Origin of the sequence: Cycloclasticus zancles 78-ME (assembly GCF_000442595.1) — a bacterium.
GTDB lineage: Bacteria > Pseudomonadota > Gammaproteobacteria > Methylococcales > Cycloclasticaceae > Cycloclasticus > Cycloclasticus pugetii.
This window is the reverse complement of sequence record NC_021917.1, coordinates 841,259-856,707: the sequence shown is the minus strand read 5'-3', so window position 1 is coordinate 856,707 and position 15,449 is coordinate 841,259. Positions and strand designations below refer to the sequence as shown.

At 41.0% G+C, this 15,449-nt stretch carries 15 protein-coding genes; 9 read left to right on the top strand and 6 right to left on the bottom strand.

Annotated features, from left to right (window positions below; genetic code table 11):
• Positions 1-2,703 carry a bifunctional acetate--CoA ligase family protein/GNAT family N-acetyltransferase gene (locus CYCME_RS04255; protein WP_020932225.1) on the bottom strand — a complete coding sequence of 901 codons (2,703 nt, stop codon included), beginning with the start codon at positions 2,701-2,703 and terminating at the stop codon, positions 1-3.
• Between the two features lie 270 nt (positions 2,704-2,973).
• Between CYCME_RS04255 and ettA the strand changes: the two genes are divergently transcribed.
• The 3 genes from ettA (at position 2,974) to CYCME_RS04240 (ending at position 5,963) form a co-directional block, all read left to right on the top strand.
• Positions 2,974-4,641, top strand: coding sequence for an energy-dependent translational throttle protein EttA (gene ettA / locus CYCME_RS04250; RefSeq protein WP_020932224.1), 1,668 nt, complete (start codon positions 2,974-2,976; stop codon positions 4,639-4,641).
• Between the two features lie 85 nt (positions 4,642-4,726).
• Entirely contained in the window at positions 4,727-5,074 is a 348-nt protein-coding gene (locus tag CYCME_RS04245; protein WP_020932223.1) for a DUF2834 domain-containing protein, read from the top strand.
• A 286-nt stretch (positions 5,075-5,360) separates the two neighbouring features.
• Entirely contained in the window at positions 5,361-5,963 is a 603-nt protein-coding gene (locus CYCME_RS04240; RefSeq protein WP_020932222.1) for a hypothetical protein, read from the top strand.
• Between the two features lie 142 nt (positions 5,964-6,105).
• Here the strand turns inward: CYCME_RS04240 and CYCME_RS04235 are convergent, their stop codons facing one another.
• Complete coding sequence (locus tag CYCME_RS04235) at positions 6,106-6,660, bottom strand: glutathione peroxidase (RefSeq protein ID WP_223253223.1); 555 nt, start codon at positions 6,658-6,660, stop codon at positions 6,106-6,108.
• Between the two features lie 203 nt (positions 6,661-6,863).
• On the opposite strand from CYCME_RS04235, the gene CYCME_RS04230 reads away from it, so the two are divergent.
• Entirely contained in the window at positions 6,864-7,139 is a 276-nt protein-coding gene (locus CYCME_RS04230) for a hypothetical protein (RefSeq protein ID WP_020162480.1), read from the top strand.
• Between the two features lie 42 nt (positions 7,140-7,181).
• Positions 7,182-7,373, top strand: a complete 192-nt coding sequence (locus tag CYCME_RS04225; RefSeq protein WP_041932895.1) for a hypothetical protein — start codon at positions 7,182-7,184, stop codon at positions 7,371-7,373.
• 5 nt (positions 7,374-7,378) lie between these two features.
• Here CYCME_RS04225 and CYCME_RS04220 read toward each other — a convergent pair whose 3' ends face one another.
• Positions 7,379-8,338, bottom strand: coding sequence for an SdiA-regulated domain-containing protein (locus tag CYCME_RS04220; RefSeq protein ID WP_020932219.1), 960 nt, complete (start codon positions 8,336-8,338; stop codon positions 7,379-7,381).
• Positions 8,339-8,559: 221 nt separating this feature from the next.
• Between CYCME_RS04220 and ppk1 the strand changes: the two genes are divergently transcribed.
• The 4 genes from ppk1 to CYCME_RS04200 all read left to right on the top strand — a co-directional run bounded on the left by ppk1 (position 8,560) and on the right by CYCME_RS04200 (position 13,807).
• A complete protein-coding gene (gene ppk1, locus CYCME_RS04215) occupies positions 8,560-10,629 on the top strand; it encodes a polyphosphate kinase 1 (protein WP_016389985.1) in 2,070 nt (689 codons plus the stop codon).
• Complete coding sequence (locus CYCME_RS04210) at positions 10,626-12,134, top strand: Ppx/GppA phosphatase family protein (protein ID WP_020932218.1); 1,509 nt, start codon at positions 10,626-10,628, stop codon at positions 12,132-12,134. The genes ppk1 and CYCME_RS04210 overlap by 4 nt, the downstream gene beginning before the upstream one ends.
• A 316-nt stretch (positions 12,135-12,450) precedes the next feature.
• A complete protein-coding gene (gene htpX, locus CYCME_RS04205; protein WP_015006408.1) occupies positions 12,451-13,323 on the top strand; it encodes a protease HtpX in 873 nt (290 codons plus the stop codon).
• Positions 13,324-13,378: 55 nt separating this feature from the next.
• On the top strand, positions 13,379-13,807 hold the full coding sequence (locus CYCME_RS04200) for a ubiquinol-cytochrome c reductase iron-sulfur subunit (RefSeq protein ID WP_020932217.1): 429 nt from the start codon (positions 13,379-13,381) through the stop codon (positions 13,805-13,807).
• A 9-nt stretch (positions 13,808-13,816) separates the two neighbouring features.
• On the opposite strand, the gene CYCME_RS04195 is transcribed toward CYCME_RS04200, so the two are convergent.
• Genes CYCME_RS04195 through CYCME_RS04185 form a run of 3 tightly spaced genes read right to left on the bottom strand, consistent with a single transcriptional unit; the run spans position 13,817 to position 15,437 of the window.
• A complete protein-coding gene (locus tag CYCME_RS04195) occupies positions 13,817-14,416 on the bottom strand; it encodes a DUF2490 domain-containing protein (RefSeq protein WP_020932216.1) in 600 nt (199 codons plus the stop codon).
• A 45-nt stretch (positions 14,417-14,461) separates the two neighbouring features.
• A complete protein-coding gene (locus CYCME_RS04190; RefSeq protein WP_020932215.1) occupies positions 14,462-14,992 on the bottom strand; it encodes a PepSY-associated TM helix domain-containing protein in 531 nt (176 codons plus the stop codon).
• On the bottom strand, positions 14,967-15,437 hold the full coding sequence (locus tag CYCME_RS04185; protein ID WP_020932214.1) for a hypothetical protein: 471 nt from the start codon (positions 15,435-15,437) through the stop codon (positions 14,967-14,969). The genes CYCME_RS04190 and CYCME_RS04185 overlap by 26 nt, the downstream gene beginning before the upstream one ends.
• Positions 15,438-15,449: the final 12 nt, after the last annotated feature.

Sequence of the window (15,449 nt, the reverse complement as noted above, 5' to 3'; positions counted from 1 at the left end):
TCAACTGTTTGACGCTTCGCGATTTAATAACAGCTTCACCGTCACCACCCCGGGTTCATTATGCTGACTTTGCATCGTAAAGCCGGCTCTTTTACACAGATCTAGCATGACTTTGTTTTCTGCCAACACTGAACCATACACCTCCTTAAGCCCTCTTGATTCGGCGTAATGAATAATCCTCTTCAACAATAACGTACCCAAGCCTTGTCGGCCAACGACATGATTAACAATTAAAGAAAACTCAGCCCTTGGTTCAAATGCCTCTGATATTAAGCGCACCACGGCGTACAGCTTCCAGTTTTTTTGTGTTCTTGGGTCCGTTATAACCAACGCCATTTCACGGTCATAATCAATTTGCGAAAAACGTGCTGCCATGGGGTGACTCATCGTCTTTATTGCATTAAAAAATCTAAACCGTATCTCTTCTTTGGTTAACTGATTAAAGTTTTCTATCAGCGCCGGTTCATCCTCTGGTCTCACCGGTCTCAATTCGTAGGTTTTACCGGACGCAAGCGTTATTTTCTCTTCAAGATCATGTGGGTAAGGGTGTATAGCCAGCCTGTTCGTCTTCACCTCACTTTTTATAGAAATACGTATGCGGGCATCGAGCGCAACAACACCCTGACTATTAACCAGCAACGGATTAACATCCAACTCAACTAAGCGATCAAAATCCACAACTACTTGAGAGAGTTTAATCAGTGTTAACAAAAGCGCATCCATATCAACAGCTTCTCGATCACGATAACCTTTTAGCAGATGATAAATTTTCGTCCTCGCCACCATATCTTTTGCTAACTTAAGGTTCAATGGAGGCAAGGCTAGCGCTTTATCGTTATACACTTCAACCGCTGTACCCCCCTGACCAAACATTAAAACCGGGCCAAATGTTGGGTCATTTAACACACCTAAGATCACCTCATGCGCGTCTTTATAATTAGCCATATTTTGAACAAAAAAGCCTTCTATTTGCGCATCTGGCCGACGATGTTGAACCGTATTTTGAATATCCAGTACGGCTTGTTTTACCGCTGCCTCACTCGCCAAGTTCAGCGCAACGCCTTGAACATCTGATTTATGAAGAATATCGGGAGAAAATATTTTTACCGCCACTGGGTACCCAAGCTCTGTCGCAAAACTGACAGCCTCTTCGGCTGTCGTAGCCAGGCGTGTTGTTACCGTCGGAATACCATAGGCTGCCAACACCTGCTTTGCTTCCATTTCATTAAGCCATTCGCGCTTTTTCGCTACCGCTTTGTCAACAATAGACTGTGCTGTCTTAACGTCAAACTCTAAATCTTCTGTCAGCGCGGGCGGTGTTTCCATCAAAATTTTCTGGTTTTGACGATAATGTACTAAATACATAAATGAATTAACCGCCGATTCAGGCGTTGCATAACTCGGAATACCTCGCTCAGCAAACAAGGAACGACTTGCTTCGGCGGTTGCACTACCCACCCAACTGGTGAGCACACATTTTTTACCTGTTGCAGCAATATCAGCCACAACCTTCGCTATATCAATGCTTGATGAAACAGCCGTCGGACAATTCAAGACCAATATCGCACCAATATTTTCATCCTCTTGAAGAACACCCAAGGCGGCAGCATAACGGTCTGGTCCAGCATCACCAATAATGTCGATAGGGTTTGCACCCGACCATGTTTTTGGCAACACCTTATCAAGCTTTTGTTTGCTGACATCTGACAGCTGCGCTAACACCCCACCTGATTGAACCAATGCGTCTGTTGCCAATACACCCATACCACCACCATTTGTCAAAATGGCTAAGCCACTCTTATCCAGTGGTTTAACCGATGTCAGTGATGCAGCAGCATAAAAAAGCTCACTCATCCCATTGACCCTAAGTAATCCTGAACGATCAAAAACAGCTTGATAGACATCGTCAGAACCTGCCATTGCCCCCGTATGAGACGCTACTGCTTTACTGCCCGCATCTGAGCGGCCCACTTTCAGCACAACAATCGGCTTCGTCCTAGAGGCGGCCCTTGCTGCTGAAATAAAGCGCCTCGCATGCTGAACCGATTCCATGTAAATAACAATAGCTTCCGTTTCTGAGTCCATTGACATTGCATCTAAGACCTCTCCAAATGTAATATCAGCCATATCCCCCAGCGACACTAAATGAGAAAAACCGATACCGCGACCACATGCCCAGTCAATAATCGAGGTTAACATGGCGCCTGATTGAGAAATGACACCAATCTTTCCTTTGTTAGGCATTAAATGGCTAAAACTCGCATTTAATTTGTTAATCGGTGAGATAACCCCTAAACAATTCGGCCCTATAATTCTCACATTATATTGACGCGCCTCTTTCAACATTTGCGCCTCAAGATCTTTACCACCGGTGCCATTGCCTTCAGAAAACCCAGCGGTAATGACAACAACACTTCTTGTCCCTTTTTGCCCTAGTTCAGCAATTAACCCCGGTACAGTCTTAGGTGGTGAAACAATAACCGCTAAATCCGCTGCAGATTCAAGTTCATCTACCGAGGCACTACAAGGAAGGTCGAGTACACGTTTATACTTAGGGTTAACAATACTGATATTGCCTTTCGCCATACCGCCAGACAATAAGTTTTGAACAATGATCTTACCGAGTGAGCCATCACGTGAACTGGCGCCGATAACAACAATTGTTTGAGGAGCAATAAAGCTCGACATTCTGTTTTCAGTCATGTTCCTTCCTTAAAATAAAATTATTTGTGCAATGCAATATAATAAGATTGTAATACGCATTTATCTAATTTATAAGAAAAAACCACCTATATCGCTACCTAATCTGATATTTACGCCTATAACGCCATCCAATCATTGTATAAAATATCTATCAATAACTATGCGCGCCAACTCGCCATTAAACGAGCCGCGCCATAAACGATTAATACACGTTTAACTATGTTTACTACCCTTAGAACAAGTCTTATTTAAATAATAAACGGATTACAAATGGCTCAATACATCTACACCATGAACGGCGTTAGTAAAGTCGTTCCCCCAAAACGTAAAATTCTTACTGATATTTATTTATCGTTTTACCCCGGCGCTAAAATTGGTGTTTTGGGTCTAAATGGCTCAGGTAAATCGACCCTGCTAAAAATTATGGCTGGGTTAGACACCGAAATAGAGGGCGAAGCGCGCCCACAGCCAGGCATTAAAATTGGCTACCTCGCCCAAGAACCGCAATTAGACGAAAGCAAGGACGTACGCGCTAACATTGAAGGAGCGTTAGGTGACCTCACCAATGCTCAAGCTGAATTAGACGCTGTATATGCCGCTTATGCCGAGCCCGATGCTGACTTTGACGCCCTAGCAAAAAAACAGGCCGAGTTAGAAAACATCCTGCAAGCTGGTGATGGCCACGACACCGATCGCACCATGGAAATTGCCGCAGATGCCCTACGCCTACCGCCATGGGATGCCGATGTTAGCAAACTATCAGGGGGTGAAAAACGCCGCGTTGCGCTGTGTAAATTATTACTTTCAAAACCCGATATGTTGCTGCTTGATGAACCAACCAACCACTTAGATGCTGAATCTGTGGCATGGTTAGAACGCTTCTTGCACGATTTTACCGGTACCGTAGTTGCCGTTACCCATGACCGTTATTTTTTAGATAACGTTGCCGGGTGGATTTTAGAACTCGATCGCGGACGCGGCATTCCTTGGGAAGGCAATTACTCATCATGGTTAGAACAAAAAGACGCACGACTAGAGCAAGAACAAAAAGCCGAAGCCTCGCAAAAACGTTCCATTAAAAAAGAGCTAGAATGGGTGCGTTCAAACCCGAAAGGCCGCCATGCTAAAAGCAAAGCACGTATGGCACGCTTTGATGACTTGCAATCCAAAGAGTTCCAAAAACGCAGCGAAACACAGGAAATTTACATACCACCCGGCCCACGCTTAGGTGATTCGGTGATAGAAGCCGTTAATATCAGCAAAGCCTTTGGTGACCGCGTGTTATTCGACAACCTAAACTTTAATCTGCCACAAGGTGGCATCGTGGGGATTATTGGTGCCAACGGCGCAGGTAAATCCACCCTATTCAAAATGATGGGCGGGTTAGAAGAACCCACCAGTGGTGATATTAAGATAGGTGAAACCGTAAAACTCGCCTACGTAGACCAATCACGCGAAAACTTAGACGACAACAAAACCGTATTCGAAGAAATATCAGAAGGTAACGACATGATTACCGTTGGCACCTATGAAACCCCATCACGCGCTTATGTTGGACGCTTTAACTTTAAAGGATCTGACCAACAAAAACGCATGGGCGACCTATCCGGTGGTGAACGTAACCGTGTGCATTTAGCTAAAGTACTGAAAGAAGGCGGTAATGTATTACTGCTGGATGAACCGACTAATGATTTAGACATTGAAACCCTGCGCGCACTAGAAGAAGCCCTACTCAGCTTCCCCGGTTGCGCCGTGGTCATCTCGCATGATCGCTGGTTCTTAGACCGCATAGCCACCCACATGCTTGCCTTTGAAGGCGATAGTAATGTAGTCTGGTTTGAAGGTAATTATGAAGAATATGAAGCCGATTTAAAACGCCGACTGGGTGTAGAAGCAGATCAACCTAAAAGGTTAAAATATAAAAAGTTGGCGGGGTAGAAAAATTCATTCATGGGGCTATCGAATATCAATTTGATTGCCCCTATGATTTCGCACCATAAACACCATTAAAAAAGGACGATTAATGCTCAACTCATCCAAAAGCCGTCAAATAATCTATGCTTTATTTGCTTTAGCGGGCGTCACGTTAACGTCGTACTTTAATATTCAATATATGCTTGAACAGGGTGGGTTTTCACTTAGTCATTTTATTCATCAGGCCTATATTAACAATGCCTCAAGCTCTTTAACCAATGATGTGCTGGTTATCTGGGGCGCTTTTATTGTTTGGTCATTTATTGAAGCTCGCCGCCTCTCAATGGCTCGATGGTGGGTATATATTCTACTAACGGCTACCGTTGCGGTGGCTTTTGCAGTGCCCGTTTTTTTATTAATGCGCGAGCGACTCTTAGCAGAGATAAATATCGATTAATAATAAATGAAGACCGCTAGGCTGATTTTAAACGTCGATTGAGTGCTGAGATAGATCAACCTAGACGGCTTAAATATAAGAAGTTGGCTGGGTAAAAAAGCTTATTGATATGTGGGATTAAATCCCACCATTTAAATTCAAGAGTCCAATGGAATGGAAATAATGTATAAATATTACAAGAAGTTAAACGCCTTTATTAAAATCAACCAAATAAAACTATCGGGATTCCCGGTAATACTGTTTTGTGGGATGCAATCCCATAAAACATGCTGTTAGGCAAAATCATATGAATAAAATGCTTTTGCTAGCTCGTTGGTTTTTACGAAGCTGGCCAGTGTTGATTCCAATATTTTTTGTAGTCTTGCATTGCACCGCTCTTAGTTATTGCCCTACCTCTTTAGAACAAATAAATAAAGCCTTTGCATTCGGGTTACAGCTGGCTGGTGGACTTCTAATTCTTTATTCTATCGACTCAAATATAGGAATTATTCATAATTCAAATATTATAAATGTAATAAAAAAGTGGCTTGCTGACATTCCACTATTTAAAAAGGCTTCTACACAAACAATCACTCTTGGTGGCGTCTCTTCTAAAGAAACTTTCGGTAACTTACGTATATACAACACTCCAAAAACCACAGAAGAAAAAATATCCCATTTACAAACTCAAATTGACTGGGTGAAAAAAGACCTAGAAAAACAAAACATGTCATTACAACAATCTGTATCTAAATTACAAAAAGCATCCTTTAAAGAGATTAACCGCATAAAATCCCAACTTTCAAGTTTAGAAGGCGCTTTTAAAGAAATGTCTGTAGGAAGTATTAAGACACAAATAATGGGAGTACTTTTTGTTGTTCATGGCTCAATTTCCAGTTACATTGCCTAAGGAATCAAGAAGAATCAAGGGGTCAGCCAGCTTGATTTACTTTATTCAGAGGGTAGTTAGCCCCCTCTCTTAAATAAGAAATTCTGATAGGCTATTTATTTTGACAAACAGAAGCTTTTCAAATAGCTGACCCAGCAAACTCTTAAGCTTTCAACGCTTCCTCAATCGCGTTAATAAGGCTTGCATCATCAGGCTTTATATCAGGCGCAAACCGGCCCTTAATTGACCCATCACGCGCCACTAAAAATTTTTCAAAATTCCAGCTGACATCGCTTTCTACCGCTGGCGATAAACCCTTTTCTGCCAGTCGGCTCATTAACTGACCACCTTCTAGCTGTTTGCTTGTTGGCTGGGCATTAATAAGCCATTCGTATAGCGGGTGTCTTGGGCTGCTATTTATGTTTACTTTACTGTACAGCGGAAAATTGACGGCATAGTTTGTTGAACAAAATGCTTGTATTTCAGCATCACTGCCCGGTTCTTGCCCTGCAAAATCATTACAAGGCAAACCCAATACCACCAAGCCTTTGTCTTGATACGCTTGATAAAGCGCCTCTAAACCTTCATATTGAGGGGTTAAACCGCATTTAGAAGCCACATTAACAATCAGCATAACCTTTCCCTGGTAGTCAGAGAGGGTTGATTCGTTACCGTCAATTTTAGTTAGCGCTATATCGTAAATTGAGTTACTCATCATCTTTTCCTTGTTCGTTTAATTGTCGTATCTTAACCATTATTTTGATAACTTGTACCTTATAAATGCAGTTATTCCTAGTACCCTAAAAGAACGTGAATATCACAATAGAGTGAATTATGGGGTCGGCCTAGCTAGCGCCCACTCTTAACAAAGAACCAATAAGTTCTTTAACGGTTATTGGTTAAATTAATCATTAAAAAAACATGCAATCAGACCCCCAAAAACTAATTGAAAAACACCCCAGCCTTACTCACTCAGAATTAATGAAGGTTATGTCACATGTTCAACGCCCTCAAGGCGACTGGATTTTACATACGTTGATGGTAGAAGGTTGCACTGTGCCCTTTAAATTCAAGCGCAAAGGTCAATACCAGAGCTTAAAAGGCGCCCGAGTAAACATGACGTACTATCCAGCACAAGAAACTGTTGCTGGCATTGATTTAGAAATTATGAAAGTAGTGCGTATAAAAAGAGGCTGACCTACAACTTAAAGAAGGCGCTAGTTTAAGTTCGTGATTGTTATGCCTAACACAAGTTTTAGCAAAATCGCTTGCAGCTACACCCAACAAGGCTTGTATCGGTTCTTGATAGTTAAAAAACAGTTGAAAGATAACAAGAACACCAAGGCCAACCAGCATATAACGGTTGCCGGTAAACCTTGCCCAGTTAAATACCGAAGCCATGGTATAGATGGGGTAGCCAGTTTGATTTAACGCAATTAGTCATTTTTTGACGCGACTTTTAACAAGCGATTTTTACTCTTGAGACGATAAAAGAAGTTAGGCTCGCTGATGACATAAATATCACCGTCTTTGTCCATTGTTATACCTTCAGCCTGCGGTACATCATCATGCAAACCAGCATTCCCTCTACTCAAGCCCAATCGGCTGATTTCAATCCCTTCTTTATTGACTTCAACCATTTGACGAGATTCGTCACTCAAGAGTATTAGGTGGCCTGTTTGATCGTCATAATGCACCCCTGAGTAATCATCACCGCCAAAAGAGGTTTTTTCTAAAGAAAACGGCGTTGAAATAGCAATATCAGATGATTCAACAAAACCCGACAGCTTTATCAATTGTCGAGGTGTTTTCTCGTTAATGATAAATAAATCCCCACTGTCTTGGTTATAAGTTAACCCTTCAAATCCTTTGTTTTTACCTGATGTTATGGCCAACTGAAGGCTCTTTAAGCCCGCCCTATTAACAACCTTTGTTTGCGAATTAATATCGAACATTACTAAGGTTCTTTTTCGCTCTTCAACCACGGCATATCGTTCGCCGCCGAGATACATCACCCCTTCAGTGTCTTCGAAGCCAATTAAATCAATACGACGAATTAGCTCACCGTCTTTTGTCAGCTCAAGTAGCGTTTCTGGGTTATTAACAACAGCAAATAATGTATTCGTATTACTGTTATAGGTTAGGCCAGATGCATTATCTTTAACACCCGCTATCATCTTGGGCGTTGCGTGAATTTCATAGCCACTTAAGCCAATTTGCTGTCCAGCAACTATGGGGGCTTCTTCACCGCTGAAGAGGCCTAATGAAACGACTAACATTAACAAGAGATAGATCAGGTTTTGCTTATTACAAACTTCTAAATCACCAATACGAGACTGCTCCAAAACAATTTTGAAGCAATAATCTAAACGAGATATTCGTGTGGTATTCAGCATGGCATTCATCCTTAGAATTTGCAGTGAATGTAACCAATGATGATGACAACGAAGTGTCAGAACGATGACAATATGCAGACGCGAGGCACAAATACCTATCTCAGCCCTTTCCGTGGAACAGGAAAATTTCGCCGCATAAAATCAAAGGATTAGACACTGTCACGAACCTGTCATCTTGCCTCTACATAATAAAGTTTTAGTAAACAGCTTAGGTGGGTTAGGTGATCAAAAAATTAGAGGCGAAATATATTGCGAAAGAACTCAGCTGGCTGTCCTTTAACGAGCGCGTGCTACAAGAAGCGGCAGATAAATCCACACCTATTATAGAAAGAGTCCGGTTTTTAGGCATTTTTTCAAACAACCTAGATGAGTTTTTTAGGGTGCGCGTTGCCAATGTTAAGCGTCGGGTTCTTATTGAGAAAGACCTTGATGAACAAACACCGACCAAAAACTTGTTACGTGATATACAAAAAAAGGTCTTAAAGCTACAAGAAGAATTTGATGTCACTTACCATGAGGTATTGAAAGGGCTCGCGCATAAAAACATTTTCTTAATTAATGAAGATCAACTGAGCCCCGAGCAAGGAAGCTGGCTACAAAAATACTTTACCAATCATCTACAAGGTTTTATTGAGCCTATTATTATCAATAAAAATACTAATTTAGCGGCCTTATTAAAAGATGACCTCAGCTATTTAATTTGTGAAATGCTGGGTGGTAAAAACATACAGTATGCAGCCATTGCGATACCAACCACAGACTCTCCTCGTTTTATTGAATTACCACGTGAAAAAGGTAAACGACGACGAGATATTATTATGTCCGACAATATTATTCGCTATTGCATAAACAATATTTTTTCCGCCTATTTTAATTACAAGGTCTGCAATGTTTACGCTATGAAGGTAACGGGAGATGCTGATTTCGGTCTAACCGATGATATTGATTTATCGGTTTTAGAAAAATTATCTATCGGTTTAAAGCAGCGCCTACATGCTAAGCCTGTGCGATTTGTGTACGAACGAGCCATGCCCGATCATGCTATCGACATGCTGAAATCTAAACTTGGCATTACACGTCATGATAGTGTGGTGCCAGGTGGCCGTTATCATAATTTCCGAGACTTTATTGACTTCCCTAATGTGGGGCGTAAACACCTTGAAAACCCTCCGTTAACACCTTTGGTTTCTAGGCAATTTTCCCGTCATGCCTGCCCTTTTGATGCAATAAAGCAGCAAGACATTTTGCTTTGTTACCCTTATCACAAGTTTGATCACTTTACCGAATTGATACGTCAGGCAGCTTTTGATCCAAATGTATTTGAAATAAAAATCTGCCTCTACCGTGTAGCCAACAACAGTAGGCTTATCAAGTCACTGATCAATGCGGTTAGAAATGGCAAAGAAGTTTTTGCTGTTATTGAGTTACACGCACGTTTTGATGAACAAGCCAACATGGAATGGGCGCGTATCTTAACCGAGTCGGGTGTTAAGGTTCACTTTGGCTTACCCTCACTAAAGTGCCACACTAAATTATGTTTAATTGGCCGACATGAACATAAAAAACAAACCTATTACGCTCACGTTGGCACCGGTAACTTTCACGAAAAAACAGCTAAGGTTTACACCGACTTTAGTTTATTTACCAACAAACAAGCGATTACCAAAGAAGTTGCGCTTGTTTTTGACTTTATTGCGCACAGTTATAAAAAAACCACGTTTAAACATTTAATTGTTTCCCCTATCGGCACAAGAGATTGGATTAATAAATCGATTGAGAATGAAATAAAGATGGCCAAAAAAGGGCATAAGGCTGAAATTCTTATTAAAATGAATAACATTGATGATAAGCAAGTTATTGATAAGTTGTACGAGGCCAGTAGTGCCGGTGTGAAAATTAAAATCGTCTTGAGGGGAATGTGCAGTTTAGCTCCTGGGGTTGTAGGGCTTAGTGACAATATTGAAGTTATTTCTATTGTCGACCGATTTTTAGAACATACACGATTTACGATTTTTCATAATAATGGAGACCCTCGCGTTACCATTAGTTCGGCAGACTGGATGACGCGTAATATAGAGCGGCGTGTAGAGGTTGGCTGCCCTATTTATGACCCTGCCATTCAGCAACAAATTATCCATATCTTTAACCTCCAATGGTCCGATAAGACAAAGGCCAGAATTATAGATAAGAAACAACATAACAAATATTTGCCACGAGGCAATAAGCGAAAAATTCGCTCTCAAATATCGGTGTATAACTATCTAAAAGACCTTGAGTCTAACAAGAAATGACTAGCCTTAACGCCGATACCCAATCAGAATTAATTGCTGCCTTAGATTTAGGCTCTAATAGTTTTCACTTAATTATTGCTCGCTTAAATGCCGGTAAGCTTGAACCTCTGCATAAGGTAAAACATCGAGTACGCTTACGAGCGGGGTTAAATAAGGCTAATGAATTAAGTTACGAGGCGATGCTAAGAGCAGCAAGCAGTCTTAAAGAAATGGGCGCTACAATAAAAACACATCAAATTAAAAAATGTCGTGTCGTGGCCACTCATACCTTGCGAGAAGCTGTTAACCGTAATGCTTTTCTCTCACTGGCTGAGTACTCATTGGGCTTTCCTATTGAAATAATTTCAGGCTCTGAAGAGGCCAGATTAATCTACCAAGGGGTCGTTCGTAGCGAAGAAATCAAAGACTCATGTTTGGTGGTTGATATAGGTGGTGGCAGTACTGAAATAGTGCTGGGTGAAGGCACTGATACTCAATATAGAGACAGCAAAAACATGGGCTGCATCAGCTTTACAGAACGTTACTTCAGTAAAGGCGTGAATCAAAAATCATTTAAACGGGCCGAGGTATCCGCACTGCAAAAGCTTGAGCAGTGTTCCCATCATTTTAGGACAAGTCACCCAAATAAGGTCTTTGCAACATCAGGCACCGCCAAAGCCCTTTTTAAGGCGATCGGTTTAATCAGCGAAACAACCGACCGTCTAGAATTAAATACCTTACTCAAATTACAACATTTATTATGCCAAATAGACGGTGTCTCTAAGCTCTCATTAGTTGGTATTGACGAAGCTAGAGCCATGGTTTTACCTGCTGGCTTAGCCATTATGATTGCCCTTATGAAGAGCCTAAACCTAACTGCTTTGACATTCTGCTCTGCTGCCTTGCGCGAGGGCGTCTTGTTTGAAATGGAGCAACAAAATAAACAAGGAGATACACGGCTGCGTACTCGCCAACATTTACAACGTCTTTACAACGTTGACCGTAGGCAGGCCCAACAAATAGCAGAAACTTGCGAGCTATTTTGGCACCAAACTTCAAAAAGCTGGAGTCTAACCTCAACGAAACTTAAGACTCTATTACTTGAGGCCGCTTATTTATATGAGGTTGGCCAGCAAATTAATGTGACTGACTTTCAGCAACATTCAGCTTATATTTTGGCTAACAGTGACCTTGCGGGCTATAACCAAGACGAACAGCTTCTGCTTTCAACCATCGTCATTGGGGCTAGAAAACGGTTTAGACGAAGACGGCTTCCCGACATTCGAATTATCAGCCATAAAATGTTAACGCGGTTAATTCGCCTATTTCGCTTAGCTGTTATTTTAAATAATAGCCGCCAGCCCTTAGTTATCGATTTATTATCGCTTCAGGTTGATGGGCGCGAAATGATGCTAAGCATTGATAAACAGTTCTTTCTTGAACAAGACGTGACCATGGCTGACTTAAACAAAGAGTCCAGTGTTATGGCAAACCTAGGCTACACCCTGTCTTGCCAAATTGTTTAACTGACTAGTTTAATAGCAAAATTTATTCTGCACGTTACTTAGCTGGCCTATTCACCCTCTTTCACTTTAATGTTTTATATTTTTTTGCAACGCTGTCTTTTTCCTAACTAGAATCGAACGTTCAAGTAATCAAACTAACCTTCTCTGTCCTTAAACAAAAACGCTTAACCGTTTAAGCATTAGGTATCAAAAATAGGGTATTTAGATTATTGAGACAAGCAAACGTCGAGTAAGATATTTAGCTTAAAATACCTAAACTTGAATTTACAAAATTCACCCCCAAATACTTCTTATATTGTTTAAGGACATTTTCAACATGACTCGAATTGCTTTATTTTTAGCCACTAATGTAGCCATTATGGTCGTTATCAGCTTGGTATTTAGCCTATTTGGTTTATCAGGTACTTTGCAGGCAAATGGGGTCGATTTAGACCTGAATGCTTTATTAATTATCTCTCTGATCGTTGGCATGACCGGTTCGGTCATTTCCTTAGCCATGTCAAAATCCATGGCAAAACGTTCCATGGGTGTTCAGGTTATTGATCAGCCTAAAAATTCAACAGAGCAATGGCTTGTTTCTGTGGTCTCAAAACAGGCGGAAAAAGCAGGCATTGGTATGCCAGAAGTCGGCATTTTTAATAACCCTACACCCAATGCCTTTGCAACTGGGATGAATAAGAATGATGCTTTAGTGGCCGTGAGTACTGGTTTACTTAATGCAATGAACAGAGATGAAGTAGAAGCCGTGCTTGGGCATGAAGTCAGCCATGTTGCCAATGGTGATATGATCACGATGGCATTGATGCAAGGTGTGGTGAATACTTTTGTATATTTCTTTGCCTCTGTCATTGGCCATATTGTGGATAGGGTCATTCTTAAAAATGAACGTGGGCATGGCATTGGTTATTTTGTGACCCAAATGTTAGCTCAGGTCGTGTTATCCTTTTTAGCCTCCATGCTTGTTATGTGGTTCTCGCGCTATCGTGAGTTTCATGCCGATAAAGGCGGCGCCAATTTAGCCGGTAAACAAAAAATGATTAACGCATTAAAAGCCCTACAGCGTAGTCATGAGCCAACTGATATGCCAGAAGAATTAGCCGCTTTTGGTATTAATGGTGGACAAGTCAAAAAACTCTTTATGTCTCACCCACCGCTTGAAGAACGCATCGCTGCGCTACAAAGAAACTAAGCTATCAAATAGATAAGGCAAACTGTACACATTATTAAACTAGGGAGCACCTTAAATGGATAGGCGATCTTTTATTAAAAAATCCAGCAGCTTCGCCTTAGCAAGTAGCTGCGGCGCCTCCTTATTAGTGGGCTGCCAAACATCACCCAATATCAAAACCACTCTTTTAAAAACGCAGCAAAACAATAAAATAATTGCTCATAAAACTGTATTAGAAAACGATGACTTTGCTATTTTGCAGGCCACGACTGTCAAGGCACCGATCTTTCTACATCAACAAAAAAATGGAAAATATGTTGCCTTGCTCTTAAGCTGTACACACCAAAAGTGCACCGTTTCTGTGACGCCAGACAAGCTGGTTTGCCCCTGTCATGGTGCTAAATTTGATAAACAGGGGACGGTTCTTCAAGGGCCCGCTGATAAAAACCTTCTTGCGCTTGAACTTTCTGAACAAGGCAATGAAATTGTTATCTCACTTCCTTAATAACTGCTTTTAAAAGGCCAGACTCAACACGATTGCCGATGAGGTTTGCCATTTATCCTTTTGCTTTGCCACTATTTTAAAAGATAGTTGCGGCACCACTGTTTTGAATTTATCGAAGGTAACACCCATGTCTACCCGTGTTTGCGATAATTGATGCGCCGTTAAATCATAATAATATTCATGGCTCACAAACGGTTTAGCATTAAAAATTCGCTTGGGTAATACAACCTTAGCTCTCACTCGGCTGCGTTTAGAGTGTCCTTTTCCTTCTCGATCTCTAAATTCTTGGCGAACTCTCAATCTCCAATCAAGCTTATTGTTCCCTTTGAATTTTTGCTCTAATTGAACATAGGGCCTATTTTCTAGCGCCCAACCATCTTCTTCTAAGCTATAAACCCTTCGATAATGAACACCTAGTGTTAAGTCTTTTATCGCCAAAGGAAGTCTTACGCCAATATCTGCATGCTTTCTATGCAATATGCCTTTATCTCTTCGGGCTTCTATATCACCTTTAAAAGCCACTCCTTTTATGACGGCTTTTTTATTCACCTTTAACTGGCTTTCAGTTGCTAAGCAGCTAAAAGAAAAGCACCAAACAACAAGGCTCATTAATATGAATCGATTTAAGTTAACGAACATATAAACACCAATCTTTTATCCTGCAGTGTGTGTAATCCGCTTTCTGCTTCTTTTTTTAAAATGCATCGTTAAAAACAAATATAGCCCCGTTACCCACAAAACAAATAAAATCAATGAGCTAGGTAAAAAAACCCATAGCTTTACAGCATCATGAAAGAACGTACCATCATGAATTGACTCAATGAAATCTGACCGGCGATGGGCCACTTGCAATATTTCATTAGATTGAGTGTCTATTTGAATTTCCCAATCGCTCTTCGCTCGAACTTTAACAATGCCTTTATTGGGCCTTACATCCAGTCGGTCAATATCCGACCAACCGTTAACCTTTGCTTGTTTTACTGTTTTTGAAGTTGCTAGAATTTCATCAAAAGTAATTGAAGGAACAGAACTCACTCCGCGAGTGCTGGGCGGCTGGATCCAATCTACATCTTTTTTGAGCAGCAACAAGACGCCTGAGCCTATAACAACCAAAATAGGTAAGGCACATAAAATTGATCCCCAATAATGCGTTTTCCGATTAAATTTTTTCCAATTTACTTTCATTTTTTCGCTTTTCATTTTTCTGTTTAACTTTCAACAACACATGAAGAGATAAACTGACAGGCAACACGAGACCTATCGCTAAGTGGGTGTACTCAAGCCATTGTCGAAACGTATCTTCTGCTACGTAATACAATAAATAGCCACTAATTATCAAAAGGCAGGGCATGGTAAGCAGCAAAATACCTGTCTTTCTTTTCTGTTTTGTTTTCCAACTTTTGGGTAGGTGGGCTCCTATAACAAAGCCCACGCCAATCATCATTAAAAATGCCATTGCACCGTGAACTTGCAATGCAGGGTATTGCCAAGCATGTTTTACCAGTCCATATTTGCCTTCTTGAAGAAACCAGGTTTTAAGAATAAAAAACCCACTGCCCGAGAACCAACTTAAGAAAAACAAACTATAAAGGCCGTAACGATATGGTTTAGGGAAATAGACAGTTACCATGACGTAAATAAC